Origin of the sequence: Streptomyces sp. NPDC018610 (genome assembly GCF_044391765.1) — a bacterium.
Lineage (GTDB): Bacteria > Actinomycetota > Actinomycetes > Streptomycetales > Streptomycetaceae > Streptomyces.
On sequence record NZ_JBISAL010000004.1, the window covers coordinates 34,785 to 51,491 of the forward strand.

At 76.0% G+C, this 16,707-nt stretch carries 10 protein-coding genes and 2 pseudogenes; 6 read left to right on the forward strand and 6 right to left on the reverse strand.

From position 1 onward, the window contains the following. Positions 1 to 57: 57 nt before the first annotated feature. The 6 genes from ACH5A8_RS12030 (at position 58) to ACH5A8_RS12055 (ending at position 10,440) form a co-directional block, all read left to right on the forward strand. Positions 58 to 1,314 (forward strand): glycosyl hydrolase, encoded by a 1,257-nt coding sequence (locus ACH5A8_RS12030; protein ID WP_399000735.1) that lies wholly within the window; start codon positions 58 to 60, stop codon positions 1,312 to 1,314. Next, positions 1,311 to 3,326 carry an endo-beta-N-acetylglucosaminidase gene (locus ACH5A8_RS12035; protein WP_399000737.1) on the forward strand — a complete coding sequence of 672 codons (2,016 nt, stop codon included), beginning with the start codon at positions 1,311 to 1,313 and terminating at the stop codon, positions 3,324 to 3,326. The genes ACH5A8_RS12030 and ACH5A8_RS12035 overlap by 4 nt, the downstream gene beginning before the upstream one ends. 47 nt (positions 3,327 to 3,373) lie before the next feature. Next, positions 3,374 to 6,394, forward strand: a complete 3,021-nt coding sequence (locus ACH5A8_RS12040) for an alpha-mannosidase (protein ID WP_399000738.1) — start codon at positions 3,374 to 3,376, stop codon at positions 6,392 to 6,394. A 493-nt stretch (positions 6,395 to 6,887) separates the two neighbouring features. Further along, positions 6,888 to 8,126 carry an FAD-dependent oxidoreductase gene (locus ACH5A8_RS12045; protein ID WP_399000740.1) on the forward strand — a complete coding sequence of 413 codons (1,239 nt, stop codon included), beginning with the start codon at positions 6,888 to 6,890 and terminating at the stop codon, positions 8,124 to 8,126. Next, entirely contained in the window at positions 8,123 to 8,890 is a 768-nt protein-coding gene (locus ACH5A8_RS12050) for a methyltransferase domain-containing protein (protein ID WP_399000742.1), read from the forward strand. The genes ACH5A8_RS12045 and ACH5A8_RS12050 overlap by 4 nt, the downstream gene beginning before the upstream one ends. Beyond that, positions 8,887 to 10,440, forward strand: a complete 1,554-nt coding sequence (locus ACH5A8_RS12055) for an FAD-dependent oxidoreductase (RefSeq protein WP_399000745.1) — start codon at positions 8,887 to 8,889, stop codon at positions 10,438 to 10,440. The genes ACH5A8_RS12050 and ACH5A8_RS12055 overlap by 4 nt, the downstream gene beginning before the upstream one ends. A gap of 29 nt (positions 10,441 to 10,469) precedes the next feature. Here ACH5A8_RS12055 and ACH5A8_RS12060 read toward each other — a convergent pair whose 3' ends face one another. The 6 genes and pseudogenes from ACH5A8_RS12060 to ACH5A8_RS12085 all read right to left on the reverse strand — a co-directional run. Further along, on the reverse strand, positions 10,470 to 11,483 hold the full coding sequence (locus ACH5A8_RS12060; protein ID WP_399000747.1) for a DUF5914 domain-containing protein: 1,014 nt from the start codon (positions 11,481 to 11,483) through the stop codon (positions 10,470 to 10,472). Further along, a complete protein-coding gene (locus tag ACH5A8_RS12065) occupies positions 11,480 to 12,478 on the reverse strand; it encodes a phytoene/squalene synthase family protein (protein ID WP_399000750.1) in 999 nt (332 codons plus the stop codon). The genes ACH5A8_RS12060 and ACH5A8_RS12065 overlap by 4 nt, the downstream gene beginning before the upstream one ends. Continuing rightward, on the reverse strand, positions 12,465 to 14,036 hold the full coding sequence (gene crtI / locus ACH5A8_RS12070) for a phytoene desaturase family protein (protein WP_399000752.1): 1,572 nt from the start codon (positions 14,034 to 14,036) through the stop codon (positions 12,465 to 12,467). The genes ACH5A8_RS12065 and crtI overlap by 14 nt, the downstream gene beginning before the upstream one ends. Positions 14,037 to 14,261: 225 nt before the next feature. Next, a pseudogene (locus tag ACH5A8_RS12075) lies at positions 14,262 to 14,498 on the reverse strand (FAD-binding domain-containing protein); the annotation flags it as partial. A 217-nt stretch (positions 14,499 to 14,715) separates the two neighbouring features. After that, on the reverse strand, positions 14,716 to 16,233 hold the full coding sequence (locus ACH5A8_RS12080) for an SDR family oxidoreductase (protein ID WP_399001472.1): 1,518 nt from the start codon (positions 16,231 to 16,233) through the stop codon (positions 14,716 to 14,718). A 165-nt stretch (positions 16,234 to 16,398) separates the two neighbouring features. After that, positions 16,399 to 16,699 (reverse strand): annotated as a pseudogene (locus ACH5A8_RS12085) (iron chelate uptake ABC transporter family permease subunit); the annotation flags it as partial. Positions 16,700 to 16,707 lie beyond the last annotated feature (8 nt).

Sequence of the window (16,707 nt, forward strand, 5' to 3'; positions counted from 1 at the left end):
GCGGGCGCGAGCGGCCCAAGGGCCGAACCCCGTACCCGACCCCGCAAGGACCCCCGCATGCCTTCTGCCGTGCGCTTCGGCGTCAACTACACCCCGAGCCAGGGCTGGTTCCACCACTGGCTCGACTTCGACCTCGACGCCGTACGCGCCGACCTCGACTCCATCGCCGCACTCGGAGCCGACCACGTCCGCGTCTTCCCGCTGTGGCCCTACTTCCAGCCCGACCGCGCGCTCATCCGCCCGAGCGCCGTGGAACAACTGGTGCGACTCGTCGACGCGGCCGGCGAACGCGGCCTCGACGTCAACGTGGACGGCCTCCAGGGCCACCTGTCCAGCTTCGACTTCCTGCCCGCCTGGACCCGCACCTGGCACCGCCGCAACCTGTTCACCGACCCCGCGGTCCTCGACGGCCAGGCCGCCTACCTGCGCACCCTGGCCGCCGCCCTCGCCGACCGGCCCAACTTCCTCGGCATGACCCTCGGCAACGAGATCAACCAGTTCTCCGCCGCCCCCCATCCCGACCCCGACCCGGCCACCTGCGACCAGGTCGACGCCTGGCTGGAGCGCATGCTCACCGCCTGCGAGAACGGCGCCCCCGGCCGGCTGCACCTGCACGCCGAGTACGACGCCACCTGGTACCAGGACGACATGCCCTTCACCCCGGCCCAGGCCGCCCGGCACGGCGCGCTCACCGCCGTCCACTCCTGGGTGTTCAACGGCACCGCCCAGCGCTACGGCCGCACCTCCGTGGCCGCCGAGCACCACGCCGCCTACCTGATCGAGCTGAGCAAGGCGTGGGCCGACGACCCGCACCGCCCGGTCTGGCTCCAGGAGGTCGGCGCCCCCGCCCCCCTCGTCCCCGCCGAGCACGCGGCCGCCTTCGCCGAGGCCACCGTCGCGGCCGCCCTGGACTGCCCCGGCCTGTGGGGCGTCACCTGGTGGTGCTCCCACGACGTCTCCCGCGAACTGGCCGACTTCCCCGAACTGGAATACACCCTCGGCCTGCTCACCAACGACCGCCGCCCCAAGGACATCGCCCACGCCCTGTCCCGCGCCCTCGGCGGCCCCGCCCGCACCCCGCCCCCGCGCACCACCGCCCTCGCCGTCCCCTCCGACCCGGCCGCGCGCTCCCGCTGCGCGCCCGGCGGCGACGTCTTCGAGGCGTTCTTCCGGCTGACCGCCGACGGCGCCCGCCCCACCACCGTCCTCGACACCCGCGCGGCCGACCCGGCCCATCTGACGGCCCGCGGCATCACCGAGGTCGTCACGTCCGACCAGGTACTCCACCGTCCACAAGGAGGCACCCGCTCGTGAACCCCACCAGACGCACCGTGCTGCTCGCCGCCGCCACCACCGCGCTCCTGCCGGCCCTGCCCGCGACCGCCACGGCCGCCCCGAAGGCCGCGGCCGCCCTCCAGCCGTACGCCTCCTACTGGTACCCCGACTCCCTGCCCGCCGGCAGCCCGGACGCCGGCATCACCTGGCGCAGCCTGAAGAGCTGGCGCGCCGCCGCCGACACCGACCTCGCCCTCAACGCCGCCACCGTCCCGCTCGCCCCCCGCTTCACCCCGGTCCCGGCCAACGCCACCGCCCGCACGGACCAGGCACGCGTCCAGTCCCTGGTGTCCTTCGGACCCACCTCGGGCAACCCCTCCCAGGGCTCGGCCACCGCCGACTACTACGCGCTCACCCACTGGGCCTACCTGGACGAGCTGGTCTTCTGGGGCGGCTCGGCGGGCGAGGGCCTGATCCTCGCCCCCAACGCCCCGATCGTGGACGCCGCCCACCGGCACGGCGTACCCGTCCTCGGCAACGTCTTCCTGCCGCCCGTCGCCTACGGCGGACAACTCCAGTGGACCCGCGACCTCGTGCAGCGGGACGCCGCGGGGCGCCACCCGCTCGCCGAGCGACTTGTCGCGGTCGCGGCGGCGTACGGCTTCGACGGCTGGTTCCTCAACGCCGAGACCGGCGGCGGCGACAGCGCCCTCGGCGCCGCCATGCTCGGCTTCGTCCAGGAACTCAAGGCCCTCGCCGCGGCCGAGGGACAGCGGGTGACCTGGTACGACGCGATGACCGTGAACGGTTCGGTCAACTGGCAGGGCGCGCTCGACGCCGAGAACCAGGCCCTGTTCCAGGCCGCCGACGACATGTTCCTCGACTTCCGCTGGAGCGCTGGCTCGCTCGCCTCCTCCGGGCAGAAGGCCGAACGACTCGGCCGCGACCGCTACGCGTTGTGGGCCGGCGTCGACGTGGAGTCCAACGGCCCGGACACCTTCGTCGACTGGGACGCGATCGTGCCCGCCGACGCCCCGCACACCACCTCCCTCGGCCTCTACCGGCCGGAGTGGACCCACGGCCACCTGCCCGCCGGGCACACCCCGGCGGACTTCCACGCCGCCGACGACCGCTTCTGGACCGGCCGCTCCCTCGACCCGGCCCGCCCCGACACCGCCGACCGCTGGCGCGCGCCCGCCCTCTGCGTCGCCGACCGCTCCACCGTGACCTCCCTGCCGTTCGCCAGCGTCTTCAACACCGGGCACGGACTGCGCTGGTACGAGTCCGGCCGGGTCGCCTCCGACACCCCCTGGAACCACCTCGGTCTCCAGGACCGGCTGCCCTCCCGCCGCTGGGTCGTGCGGACGGAAGGCCGACGCCCCGCGGTCTCCTTCGACTTCGCCGACGCCTGGCGCGGCGGCAGCAGCGTGCTCGTCGACGGCGCTCTCGACCGGCCCGCCGTGCTCGACCTGTACGCCACCCGGCTGCCGATCGGCCGGGACACCGTCGTCGAACTGACCCACCGCACGGACGCGGGCGGCGTACGGGTCGAGCTGGCCGTGGCGACCGCCGAACCGGAGGAGGCCGGGACCGAACCGCCGTACGTATACCTCCCACCGCCCGCCGCCGGCGGCGACGGCTGGCGGACCTCGGCCGTGCGGCTCACCGGTCTGTCCGGGACCGTGCACGCGCTCGGCGTCCGGCTCACCGCCACCGGCGGCGGCCCCGTGCGCTGGCGGCTCGGCGGCCTCGCCGTCCGCGACCGCCGCACCACCCCGGCCGCCCCCACCGGCGCGCGGATCACCGCCGCCTCCGGCGGCGACCTGCGCCTGGCGTGGAACCACCCGGCGCCCGGCACGGTACGCCACTACACCCTGCACCGCGTCCTGCCCGACGGCACCCGCCGCTTCCTCGGCGGCACCTGCCAGCGGGCGTACTTCACCGGCGGCCTCACCCCCGCGCCCGGCGAGCGCGCCGCACGGTTGGAAGTGCGCGCGGTGGGGGAGCTGTACACCTCGTCGGCCCCCGCCTCCCTCACCCACCCCTGGTGACCGACCGCCGATCCGCCCGCTGACGCACGACCTACGGAGCACCCCGCATGCATGACGACCGCAGCCTGGTCGAAGCCCGCCTCAAGCGCGTCCTCGACGAGCGCATCCGCCCCGCCGTGTACCCCGAGTCCGTCCCCCTGGACGTGGCCGTGTGGCACGCGCCCGGAGAGCCCGTGCCGGTGGCCGAAGGACTGGCCGCCGAGCCCGAGCCGATCGAGGCGGGCGCCCGCTGGGGTGCTCCGTGGGGCACCAGCTGGTTCCGGGTCACCGGGACCGTCCCCGAGCGGTGGGCCGGCAAGACCGTGGAGGCCCTGCTCGACCTCGGCTTCGACGAGAACATGCCCGGCTTCCAGTGCGAGGGCCTGGTCCACCGGCCCGACGGCACCCCCGTGAAGGGCCTCAACCCGCGCAACCAGTGGGTCAGGATCGGCGCGCCCGTCGCGGGCGGCGAGGAGGTGCGCCTGCACATCGAGGCCGCCTCCAACCCGGTCATCCTCGACTACCACCCCTTCCTGCCCACCCGGCTCGGCGACAAGGACACCGCGGGCAGCGAGCCGCAGTACACGCTCACCCGCATGGACCTCGCCGTCTTCGACGAGACCGTGTGGCAGCTCGTCGTCGACCTGGAGGTGCTCGGCGAGCTGATGGCCGAGCTGCCCGCCGACTCCCAGCGCCGCCACGAGATCCTGCGCGCCGTGGACCGGGCCCTGGACCTGGTGGACCTCCAGGACGTGGGCGGCACGGCCGAGCGCGCCCGAGGCACGCTCGCCGGCGTCCTCGCCGCGCCCGCCGTGCCCTCCGCGCACCGGATCAGCGCGGTCGGGCACGCGCACATCGACTCGGCCTGGCTGTGGCCGCTGCGCGAGACCGTGCGCAAGGTGGCCCGCACGACCTCCAACATGACCGCCCTGCTGGAGGACGAGCCCGACTTCGTCTTCGCCATGTCCCAGGCCCAGCAGTGGGCGTGGATCAAGGAGCACCGGCCCGAGGTGTGGGCGCGGGTGAAGAAGGCGGTCGCGGACGGACGGTTCGTGCCGGCCGGCGGCATGTGGGTGGAGTCCGACACCAACATGCCCGGTTCCGAGGCGATGGCCCGGCAGTTCGTGCACGGCAAGCGGTTCTTCCTCGACGAGTTCGGCATCGAGAACGACGAGGCCTGGCTGCCCGACACCTTCGGCTTCGCCGCCGGACTCCCGCAGATCATCAGGGCGGCGGGCTCCAAGCGGCTGCTGACGCAGAAGATCTCCTGGTCGCAGACGAACAAGTTCCCGCACCACACCTTCCAGTGGGAGGGCATCGACGGCACCCGGATCTTCACCCACTTCCCGCCCGTCGACACCTACAACTGCTCCATGAAGGGCGCCGAGATCGCCCACGCCGCCCGCAACTTCAAGGACAAGGGCGTCGCCAGGCACTCCCTCGCACCCACCGGCTGGGGCGACGGGGGCGGCGGCACGACCCGGGAGATGGTCGCCAAGGCGGCCCGGCTGCGCGACCTGGAGGGCTCGGCGCGGGTGGTGTGGGAGACCCCGGCCGCCTTCTTCGACAAGGCCGAGGCCGAGTATGCCGAACCGCCCGTCTGGGTCGGTGAGCTGTACCTCGAACTGCACCGCGCCACCCTCACCAGCCAGGCGAGGACCAAGCAGGGCAACCGGCGCAGCGAGCACCTCCTGCGCGAGGCGGAGCTGTGGGCGGCGACCGCCGCCGTCCGCGGCGGATTCCCGTACCCCTACGAGGAGTTGGACCGGATCTGGAAGACGGTGCTGCTGCACCAGTTCCACGACATCCTGCCCGGCTCGTCCATCGCCTGGGTGCACCGCGAGGCCCGCGCCACCTACGACCGCGTCGCCGCCGAACTGGGCGTGATCATCGAGGCCGCGCAGCGGGCGCTGGCCGGCGAGGGCACGACGGAAATGGTCTTCAACGCGGCCCCGCACCCCCGCGCCGGCGTCCCGGCGGGCGGTGCCGGCGCTCCGGCCGTCGGGGGTCGCACCCGGCTGACGCCCCGCGAGGGCGGCGGACACGTCCTGGACAACGGCCTGCTGCGCATCGGGATCGACGCCCGCGGCCTCGTCGTCTCGGCGTACGACATCGAGGCCGAGCGGGAGGCGGTCGCCCCCGGCCGGGCCGCCAACCTCCTCCAGCTCCACCCCGACTTCCCGAACATGTGGGACGCCTGGGACGTGGACGAGTTCTACCGCAACACGGTCACCGACCTCACCGACGCCGACTCCGTCACGCCCGGCGAGGACGGCGCCTCGGTGCGGATCGTACGGTCCTTCGGCTCCTCCCGCGTCACCCAGGTGCTCTCGCTCGCCGCCGGACAGCGGCGGCTGGTGCTGGACACCGAAGTGGACTGGCACGAGACGGAGAAGTTCCTCAAGCTCGCCTTCCCGCTCGACGTGCACGCCGAACGGTACGCGTCCGAGACCCAGTTCGGGCACTTCCACCGGCCCACCCACACCAACACCTCCTGGGAGGCGGCCAAGTTCGAGGCCTGCAACCACCGCTTCGTGCACGTGGCCGAGCCCGGCTGGGGCGTCGCCCTCGTCAACGACTCGACGTACGGCCACGATGTGACCCGTACCGTCCGCGCCGACGGCGACCGGGGCACCACCACCACGGTCCGGGTCTCGCTGCTGCGCGCCCCGCGCTTCCCCGACCCGGAGACCGACCAGGGCGTCCACCGCTTCCGGCACGCCCTGGTGCCCGGCGCGGACATCGCCGACGCGGTGCGCGAGGGCTGGCGGATCAACGTGCCCGAGCGGCGGCTGACCGGGGCCGGCGAGGTGGCGCCGCTGGTGACGGTCGACGACGACGCGGTGGTCGTCACGGCGGTCAAACTCGCCGACGACGGCAGCGGTGACGTGGTGGTCCGCTTCCACGAGGCGCACGGCGGCCGGGCCCGGGCCACGCTGACGGCCGGCTTCGAGTTCGCCGGGGTCACGGCGACGGACCTGCTGGAACGGCCCCTCGCCGACGCCCCGGCGCCCGAGCGGGACGGCGAGCGGATCGCCGTGCGCCTGAGGCCGTTCGAACTGGTGACGCTGCGCTTTCGGCGCGGCTGAGGGAAGCGGACCGGGCGGCGCGCCGAGGTCCGTACGCGCCGCACGGGGGGCACGGTGAACGCTCACCGTGCCCCCCGCGCGAACCGCGCGAGCCCCGCCCCGTCGATCACCCGGTCCCCGGAGCCGTCCCGCCGCAACGGCAGTCCCCCCGCGTCCGCCGACCGGCGCACGGTCACCGGACTCACCCTCAGCGGGCGCGCGGCCTGGCCAATGCTGTACGTCGGCACCCGGGAACCCTGGCCCGACCCCGCCGCCGCCGGTCGGCCGAGGCGCGGTACGCCGCTCGCCCGGCGCGGTGACCGGCGTACGGGAGGCGCCGCCACGGCCCGCGGGGGTGCTCCGCACGGGTGACAGGAGGCCCGCCGCGCCCCGGGCGGCCGGGTGGCACCACCGGCGGCGCGGTAAGAGGGAACCCTCCACGCGAGAGCCCCCTGCCCGCACCCTCCCCATCCGAAGAGACCCCCGCCCGCACCCGCGCCCCCGGAGTGACGACGTGGACGCCTACGCCACGCACGAGCCGACGACCGCCGCCGGCGGCGAGGAGGTGTCGGACGTCGTCATCGTCGGCGGCGGGGCGGCCGGCCTCTCGCTCGCGTACCGGCTGGCGGCCGAAGGCCCACCCACCGTGACCCTGGTGGAGGCGCCGGACGGGCCGCGGAGACCGGCCGAACGGACCTGGTGCCACTGGGACCAGGGCACCGGCGACCTCGACGAGGCGGTCGGCGCCTCCTGGTCCCGGCTGAGGGTGCACGGCGCCGACGGCGCTCCCCTCACCGTGCGGCCGTGGCCGTTCACCTACCGCATGATCCGGTCCTCGGCGCTGGAACGGCTGGTGCACACCCGGCTCGCCCGCACCCCCGGCGGGCGCCTTCTGCGCGCCACCGCGGACACCGTGCGCGCCACCGCCGACGGCGCGGAGGTCGGCTGCACGACGCCCGACGGCCGGACGCTGAGGCTGCGCGCCCGCCACGTCTTCGACTCCCGGCCGCTGCCCGCCCCACTGCCCGCCCGGACCCTCCTGCTCCAGCACTTCCGCGGTTGGTTCGTGCACACCGACACGGCCCGCTTCGATCCCGGCGTCGCCGACCTGATGGACTTCCGGGTGCCGCAGCCACCCCACGGCCTCGCCTTCGGATACGTACTGCCGCTCGCCCCCGACCGGGCGCTCGTGGAGTACACCGAGTTCTCCCGCGCCCCGCTCACCACCCCCGCCTACGAGGCCGCGCTCGCCCGCTACAGCCGCGACGTGCTCCGGCTCGGGGCCTTCACCGTCCAGGCCTCGGAGCAGGGCGTCATCCCGATGACGGACGCCCGCTTCCCGCGCCGGCACGGAGCGGCCGTCCGCATCGGCGCCGCGGGCGGCGCCACTCGCCCCGCGACCGGCTACACCTTCGCCGCCGTCCAGCGGCAGAGCCGCGCCATCGCGGCCGCCCTGCGCACCGGACGCGCCGTCGCGCCCCGGCCGTACCGGCGCCGGACCCTGGCCATGGACGCCGTGCTGCTGCGCGCCCTGGACACCGGGCGGATCGACGGTCCCGCCTTCTTCACCGGCCTGTTCCGCGACATCCCGCCGCACCGCCTGTTCCGCTTCCTCGACGGCGCCACCACCCCTTTGGAGGACTGGGGCATCGGTCTGCGCTGCCCCGTCGGCCCCCTGCTCCGCACCGCACTCGAACTCCCCCTACGGCCCCGCCGCCCCCTCGCGCCCCGAGCCGAAGAGAGCCGCCGATGACCCTGCTGCGCGACCACGACCTGGCACGCGCCTTCGACCACGCGTCCCACAGCTACGACCGCCTCACCGCCCTCAACCCCGGCTACCGCACCGACCTCGCTCGCTCGGCACGCCGGCTCCGGCTGCCCCACGGCGGCGCCGGGCTGCACCTCCTCGACCTCGGCTGCGGCACCGGCGCCTCCACCCGCGCCCTGCTGCGGACGGCGCCGCACGCCCGGATCACCGCCGTGGACGCCTCGGCGGGCATGCTGCGGCGCGCCCTCGCCAAGACCTGGCCGGACCGGGTGCGCTTCCTGCACCTGACCGCCGAGGAGCTGAGCACCGTCGAAGAAGGACCGTTCGACGCGGTGTTCGCCGCGTACCTGTTCCGCAACGTCACCGACCCCGACCGCGTCCTCGCCGCCGTACGCGCCCTGCTGCGGCCGGGCGGCCGCCTCGCCGTCCACGAGTACAGCCTCAGCGGCTCGGCCGCCCACCGTGCCCTGTGGACGGCCGTGTGCCGAGGGCTGATCATCCCGGCGGGCACGCTCGGCGGCGACCGCGCCCTCTACCGCCACCTGTGGCGCAGCGTCCTCGCCTTCGACACCGCGCCCGAGTTCGCCGCCCGGCTGACGGACGCGGGCTTCACCGGCGCACGCGCGGTCCCGGTCGCCGGGTGGCAGACCGGCATCGTCCACACCTTCCTCGCCCGAACCGACGCCTCCGCCGACGGCCCCACCGACGCCACCGCCGACGGCCCCGCCGACACGCGGAGCGCCCGGTGAGCGCCCGGCACCGAGCGGCCCGGCGGGGCCGCGACCGCAAGGCCGAGGTCCTGCTCCCGGCGCCCGGCCGGGACCGCTTCCACCGCACCGACGCGCCGGCCGTCGCCGTGGCCGGCGGCGGCATCGCGGGCCTCGCCGCGGCCACCCTGCTCGCCGAACGCGGCGCCCGCGTCACCCTCTACGAACAGCACGACGCGCTCGGCGGACGGCTCTCCGGCGCACGCACCCGCCTCGCCGACGGCACCCGGGCCACCCTGAGCCGCGGCTTCCACGCCTTCTTTCGCCAGTACTACAACCTGCGCGGCCTGTTGCGCCGTACCGACCCCGGCCTCGACCGGCTGCGTCCCTTGCGCGACTACCCGCTGCGGCACAGCGGCGGCCTCACCGACAGCTTCGCCCGCGTCCCGCGCACCCCGCCCCTCAGCGCCCTCGGCTTCGTCGCCCTGAGCCCCACCTTCGGCTGGCGCGACCTCGCCGCCATGGACCCCCGGGCCGCGCTGCCGCTCCTCGACGTCCGCGTGCCCGAGGTCTACGAACGTTTCGACTCGCTCAGCGCCACCCGCTTCCTGCAGAGCGTCCGCTTCCCCGCGGCCGCGCACCACCTGGCGTTCGAGGTGTTCTCCCGCAGCTTCTTCGCCGACCCCCGCGAACTGTCCGCCGCGGAACTCATGCTCATGTTCCACATCTACTTCCTCGGCTCGGCCGAGGGCCTGCTCTTCGACGTGCCCGACGAGCCGTTCCCGCAGGCGCTGTGGGAACCGCTCGGCGACTACCTCCAGCGCCTGGGCGTGCGCCTGCGCACCGGCACGGCCGTACGCGCGCTGCACCCGGAGGACGACGGGCGGGTGACGGTGCGGACCGACACCGCCGCCCACCGCCACGACGCGGCGGTCCTCGCCTGCGACCCCGGGGCGCTGCGCGCGCTCGTCGCCGCCTCGCCCGGCCTGGGCACGCCCGCCTGGCGCGCCGACGTCGCCGCCCTGCGCACCGCCCCGCCCTTCCTCGTCTCCCGGCTCTGGCTCGACCGGCCCGTCCGCGCCGACCGGCCCGGCTTCCTCGGCACCAGCGGGTACGGCGGACTCGACAACGTCAGCGTCCTCGACCGCTACGAGGGCGAGGCGGCCCGCTGGGCCGCCCGCACCGGCGGCTCGGTGGTGGAACTGCACGCCTACGCCGTCACCGGACCGGCAGACCGGCGCACGGTGCAGGACCGCCTCCTCGGCAGCCTGCACCGGGTCTACCCCGAGACGCGCCCGGCCCGGATCGTCGACGCCCGGCACGCATGGCACGCCGACTGCCCGCTGTTCACCGTCGGCTCCCACGCCCGGCGGCCCGGCGTGGCGACCCCCCACCCGCGGGTGGTGCTGGCCGGCGACGCGATCCGCTGCGATCTGCCCGTGGCCCTGATGGAACGCGCCGCCACCACCGGCTTCCTGGCGGCGGGCGCGCTCCTACGGGCGTGGGACGTGCGCGGCCAGACCCTGTGGACCGTGCCCCGCAGGGGCCGCTCCCCGGTCCTGCGCGCCCTGGGCGCGGCCGCCCGCCGCTGACCGGCGCCACCCGGCGAGGGCGCCGTCCCTCAGCCCGGGAAGCGTCCCGTGCTGCGCAGCTCCCAGCGGCGTTCCGCGTAGGCGAGGTCGTCGCGCCACAGGCGGCCCGCCGTGCGGCGGACCAGGGGGCGCAGGGCGGGGGCGACGGCGCGGGCCAGGGCGAAACCGCGGCGGTCCGAGGCGGCGACGACCGCCTCGATCACAGCGGTCCGCGGCTTGGCGTCCGCCTCGCCCGTCAGCGGTGTGGCATGGGTCTCCACCACGGACCCGGCGCCCTCGCCGTCGGTGATCCGCATGACGACCGTACGCGGCTCCGGGGCGCTGAACTCCGCCCGGACCGGCACGACGAACCGCCCCGTCACCCGGAAGGAGACGTCGACGACGAAGACGTCGTCCTCCTCGCCCCGCGGCGGCCGGGCCACCGTCAGGTCCACGAACGAGTACGGGTGGAACCACGCGCCGTGCCACGGATCGAGCCGGTTGGCGACGACGTCCTGCGGCTCGCACCGCCCCACCGCCGTGTACACCGCGTCCAGTGCGCCGGCCGCCGCCGGCCGCTCGGGCACCACGGGCCGTCGGGTCGGCTCCTCGCCGCCGACCGCGTCCAGCCGGACCCACACCAGCACCCCGTCGTCGTACACCGGGTACGGCTCCCAGCCGGCGAACGGTCCGCCGTCCAGGGCCAGGCCGTGCCAGTGGCACACCAGCGTGCCGCACACCACCCGACTCTCCCGCAGCGGCGCCCCGAGGTGCGGGCACACGCCCGGGCCCGCGTGCGGCGTGCCGCCGGGCGAACGCCACAGCACGACCTCGACCCCGCCGACCGTCCTGCCGTACGGCGGCCCGCCGGCCCGCACCTCCCGGGCGGCGGCGACGACGAACCAGTTGCCGGACGGCCGGGCCGACGCCCGCTTCAGCGCGTCGGCGATCAGCGCCGGGCGGGCCGCACGCCACGTCGGCCGCTGCGCGGCCCAGGCCGCCCGGCCGCCCCGCCGCCGGCACAGCGGCGGTCGCCAGCCGGTCCGGGCCGTGGGGTCCGTCACGGCACGGCTCCCTTCCGCGCCGGCGCCACGGCGTCGGCGGGCGCCGGCGCCGGCCGCGCACCGTGGGCCCGCCACCGCGCCTGGGCGATCCGCGCGACCCCTACGGCGGCGACGGCCGCGCGGCGGCTGCGGGAGACCGTCGCGCGCTGGTGCAGCACCGTGTACCGCCGTTCGGCGATGGCGTCGAGGATGCCGCCGTAGAGCGTGAACGCCGTGCGGATGCAGGGCCGCACCCGCGGATCGAGCATGGCGATGCCCGGCTCCGCGTCCCGGTACACCCCGCGCGTCAGGGCTTCCACGGCCACCAGCGCCGCCCGGATCCGCGCGTCCTGCCGTCCGGTACGGCGGCTCCACTCCAGCAGCGGCCGGTCCACCCCGTGCGCGGCGAGCAGGTCCGCGGGCAGGTAGACGCGGCCCCGGTCCAGGTCCTCGCCCACGTCCCGCAGGAAGTTGGTGAGCTGGAACGCCACGCCGAGGGCGGCGGCGTGCGGCGCGGCCTCGGCGCGGGGCGCCACCGTGCCCAGCACCGGCAGCATCTGCAGCCCGATCACCGCCGCCGAGCCGTGCATGTACGCCCTGAGGTCGGCGTAGGTCGGGTAGTCCGTGACGTCCAGGTCGGCCCGCATGGAGGCCAGGAAGTCGGCGAACAGCGTGTGCTCGATGCCGTAGCGCCCGGCGGTGTCGGCCACCGCGCGCACCACCGGCTCGGACCCGCCGCCGGTGCGCAGGGCGTGCGCGAGGTCGCTCTCCAGCGCGCGCAGCAGCCGGTCGCGTTCCGCGGGCGCCCGGTCCCGCTGGAGGTCGTCCACGATGTCGTCGGCCCAGCGGGCGAAGCCGTACAGCGCGTGCACGGCCGAGCGGCGCTCGACCGGGAGCAGCCGGGTGGCCAGGAAGTAGGTCCGGCCGTGGCGGGCGTTGAGCCGGCGGCAGCGGGCGTAGGCGGCGCGCAGCGCGGGATCGGTGATCCCGGCCGCGTCCAGTTCACGCCGGGTCATGGGCGCCTGCCGCGGTGGGCACGGCCGCGGTCCGCGCGAGGCGCGAAGCGGGGCGGTGGGGGACGCGCCGGGGACGCGAGCCGCCGGTGATCCGGGCGGCGGCGAGCTTGCCGCTGACGAGCACGGTCGGCACTCCCACTCCCGGGGTGGTGCCGCAGCCGGCGAGGACGGCGTTCTCCAGCCCGCGCACCAGATTGCGCGGCCGGAACGGGCCGGTCTGGGCGAAGGTGTGCGCGACCGAGAACGGGGTGCCCGCCGTGTGGCCCCGGGCCGTCCAGTCCAGCGGTGTCACCAGCAGCTCCTCCCGCACCCCGGCCGCGAATCCGGTCAGGCCGCGGCGTTCCAGCTCGGCGACGAGGCTGTCGCGGTAGCGCGGGCCGAGGTCCCGCCAGGCGGCGGCGCCGGGACCGACGTCGGTGTTGGGGCAGGGCGCGAGGACGTAGTGGAGGTGGCCGCCGGGGGGCGCGAGCGCCGGATCGTGCGTTGTCGGACGGGTGATCAGCAGCGACGGATCGCTCATCAGCCGCCCGGTGCGGGTGAGTTCGTCGAAGGTGCGTTCCCAGGCCGCGCCGAAGGACAGGGTGTGGTGGGCCAGGCCCGGCCAGGTACGGTCGCAGCCCGCGTGCAGCACCACGGCGGACGGCGCGTGCCGCAGCCGCACCGGGCGGCGCGGTGCGCGGCCCAGCAGTCGGTGCGCGGTGGCGAGCTCGCAGCTCAGCACCACCGCGTCGCAGGCGATCCGCTCGCCCGAGACCAGCCGTACGGCCCGCACCCGGCCGGCCGCGCATTCCAGCCCGCTCACCTCGGCCGACCAGCGCAGCTCCGCGCCCGCACCGGCCGCGGCGGCCGCCATACCGCGGGGCAGCGCGTGCATGCCGCCCGCGGGGAACCAGACGCCGGCCACCGTGTCCATGTACGCGATCACCGCGTACGCCGCGAGCGCCCGGGCGGGGGCGACTCCGGCGTACAGGGACTGGAAGGTGAAGACCCGGCGCAGCCGGGGGTCGCGCAGGAAGCGGCCGACGCGCCGGTCCAGACGTCCGAAGCCGCCGAGCGCCGCCAGCCGGGCCAGGTCCGGGGTGAGGAGCTGGAGGGGCGAGTCGAAGTTGGCGTCGATGAAGCGCCGCATCTGCGCCCGGTACAGCCGGGTCAGCCAGTCGCGCAGGGCGCGGTAGCCGGCGGCCTCCGCCGGACCGGCGAAGCGCCGCACCTCCGCCTCCATCGCCTCGCCGTCGGTGTGCACGTCGAGCGAGGTGCCGTCGGCGAAGGCGGCCCGGTAGGCCGGGTGCAGGGGGGTGAGCGCGACATGGCGGTCGAGACGGTCCCCGACGGCGGCGAAGGCCTCGTCGGCCAGGTGCGGCATGGTCAGCACCGTGGGACCGGTGTCCAACTCGTAGCCGCCGAGCCGCACCCGCCCGGCCCGGCCGCCCGGCCCGGCGTCGCGCTCGACGACCGTCACCCGCCGGCCGGCGCCGAGCAGGTGCAGGGCGCAGGCGAGGCCGGACAGGCCGGCCCCCACGACGACGACGTGCCCGGTCGCCCCGGGCACCGTCCTCACCCGTCCTCCCGGGCGCGGCCGGTCGGTGCGGCCCCCGGGGGCCGCGGTCGCAGCATGGACAACGCTCTCCCACTCTCGCTCACCCGCACACCGGTGCGTGAGCCGCGCGGTCGCCGCGCGGATGCGCTGATCCCTGCCCCGTGGCCCACCGTCAGGGCACGCCCCCGGCGCACCCGTCACTCCACCGGCGTACCGCCCGGACGGCCGACCGGCCCCGCGCCGCCCTCAGCCGCGGCCCCGGGCGTGCCGGAAGCGCGCCAGGCCCTCGCCGAGGTCCACCAGCGGCTGCGGGTGGCCGAGCGCGGCGCGTTCCTTTGCGGGCAGACGCCACGGCTCGTGCGCGAACCGGGCCTCCACCTCGCGCAGCTCGGGCACCCATCGGCGTACGTACGTGCCGTCCGGGTCGTAGCGCTTGCCCTGGACGACCCGGTCGAGGACGCGGTGGGGGCGGGTGTCGGCGCCCGGGAGGTCGCGTCGCCGCCGAGGTCGTCGTGCCGGTCGGCGTGTGCGGCCGGGCCCGCCCACACCCACCGGGACAGGCGCTCGCGCCCGGCCCGCTCGCCTCCGGCGGGCAGCGCGGGAGAGAGGCCGGACAGGTCCTCGGTGAACGCGACGACGGCGACGGTCATGGCGTCACTTCCGGCGCGCGCTCGGCAGGAGGACGGCGACGCTCACGGCGTCACTTCCGGCGGGCGGACATGCCCTTGGCCGCCGCCTGGGTGATGTTGCGGGCCATGCCGCCGAAGACGACGGCGTGGAACGGGGCCACGGACCACCAGTAGGCGTGTCCCAGCAGGCCGCGCGGGTGGAACAGGGCGCGCTGCCGGTAACGGGTGCGCCCGGTGTCGTCGGTCTCGGCGTACATCTCCAGCCACGCGAGGCCCGGCAGCCGCATCTCGGCGCGCAGCCGCAGCAGACGGCCGGGTTCGATCTCCTCCACCCGCCAGAAGTCCAGCGAGTCACCTACCCGCAGCCGCTCGGCGTCGCGGCGGCCGCGGCGCAGGCCGACCCCGCCGACGAAGCGGTCCAGCCAGCCGCGGACCGCCCAGGCCAGGGGGAAGGAGTACCAGCCGTTGTCACCGCCGATGCCCTCGATCACCTTCCACAGCGATTCCCGGGGCGCGTCGACCAGTGACTGCCGCTGGTCCTCGTAGAGGCTGCCGCCGGCCCAGTCCGGGTCGGTGGGCAGCGGATCGCTGGGCGCGCCGGGCACGGCGGCGGACGACCACCGGGTGGCGACCTGGGCCTCGCGCACCTTGCGCAGGGCCACGGACAGCGCCTCGTCGAACGGCATCGGACGGCCCGGCGGGTCGGGCACGTAGTGGGCGATGTCGTGCTCCCGGCAGACGACCTCATGGCGCAGCGACTCGGTCAGCGGCCGGGCGATGGCGGCGGGCACCGGGGTGACGAGGCCGACCCAGTGGCTGGACAGGCCGGGCGTGAGGACGGGCACCGGCACGATGAGCCGGCGGCGCAGGCCGGCGACGGCGGCGTAGCGGCACATCATCTCGCGGTAGGTGAGGACGTCGGGCCCGCCGATGTCGAAGGCCCGGTCGACGTCCCGCGGCATGCGGGCGGAGCCGACGAGGTAGCGCAGCACGTCCCGGATGCCGATGGGCTGGATGCGGGTGTGCACCCAGCTGGGGGTCACCATGATCGGCAGCCGCTCGGTGAGATAGCGCAACATCTCGAACGACGCCGATCCCGAGCCGATGACGACCGCCGCCCGCAGCACGGTCGCGGGCACGGGTCCGTCCAGGAAGATCCGCCCGACCTCGGCGCGGGACCTCAGGTGCGGGGACAGCTCGTCCTCCGGCACGCCGTACGGGGTCAGTCCGCCGAGGTAGACGATCCGCCGCACCCCGGCGGCGTGCGCCCGCTCGGCGAAGACGCGGGCGGCGCGGCGGTCGGTGTCCTCGAAACCCGCGCCGGTGCCGAGGGCGTGCACCAGGTAGTAGGCGACGTCGATGCCGCGCATGGCCTCGGCCACGGAGGCGGCGTCCGTGACGTCGCCGGACACGGTCTCGACGTCCCGCGCCCAGGGATGGTCCCGCAGCTTGCCGGGGGAGCGCGCCAGGCAGCGCACCCGGTGGCCCGCCTCCAGCAGCTCGGGCACCAGACGGCCCCCGACGTACCCGGACGCCCCGGTGACCAGGCAGTGCAGGGGCTCGGCGTCCGGCTGTCCGTCCGTGTCCACGAGCGTGTCTCCAACCGGTGGGTCCGATGCCGTGCGCCGCGCCGTGCTCGACCGCACGGCACGGACTGTCCACGTACCCACTCGGCGGGGGCGGAGACCCGGCGGACGCGCGAGATCACCCGAACGGACCCCGGCGCGGGCGGCCGGGCCCCGCACCGGGGGCCACCGCCTGCCGCACACCGGCGGATGCGGGAAGTGCGGCGTCCCGATCACCGCGGTCATCAGGCCGGCGCCGAGCCGGGCCGGCGCGATGACGGTACGGCCCACACGTCCGCCGTGCGCACGAGGAACGCGCCGAGGACCGCGCCGAGGAGCACAGCGACCGGCACCACCCGCACACGCCGGCGGCCCACCAGGGCGCGGCCGCGTGCGGTGCTACGCGGCCGACGAAGCCGATCGTGCCGGCGGCCACGGCGGGGGTCCTGACCGGCACGCTCGGCGCGGGCAAACCGAGCCGCCCGCGCGCCGGCCGAC

Excerpts from the sequence above, each read along its gene's own strand:
- ACH5A8_RS12040 (WP_399000738.1), top strand. The coding sequence starts at position 3,374 with ATGCATGACGACCGCAGCCTGGTCGAAGCCCGCCTCAAGCGCGTCCTC.
- ACH5A8_RS12030 (WP_399000735.1), top strand. The coding sequence starts at position 58 with ATGCCTTCTGCCGTGCGCTTCGGCGTCAACTACACCCCGAGCCAGGGC.
- ACH5A8_RS12065 (WP_399000750.1), bottom strand. The coding sequence starts at position 12,478 with ATGACCCGGCGTGAACTGGACGCGGCCGGGATCACCGATCCCGCGCTG.
- ACH5A8_RS12050 (WP_399000742.1), top strand. The coding sequence starts at position 8,123 with ATGACCCTGCTGCGCGACCACGACCTGGCACGCGCCTTCGACCACGCG.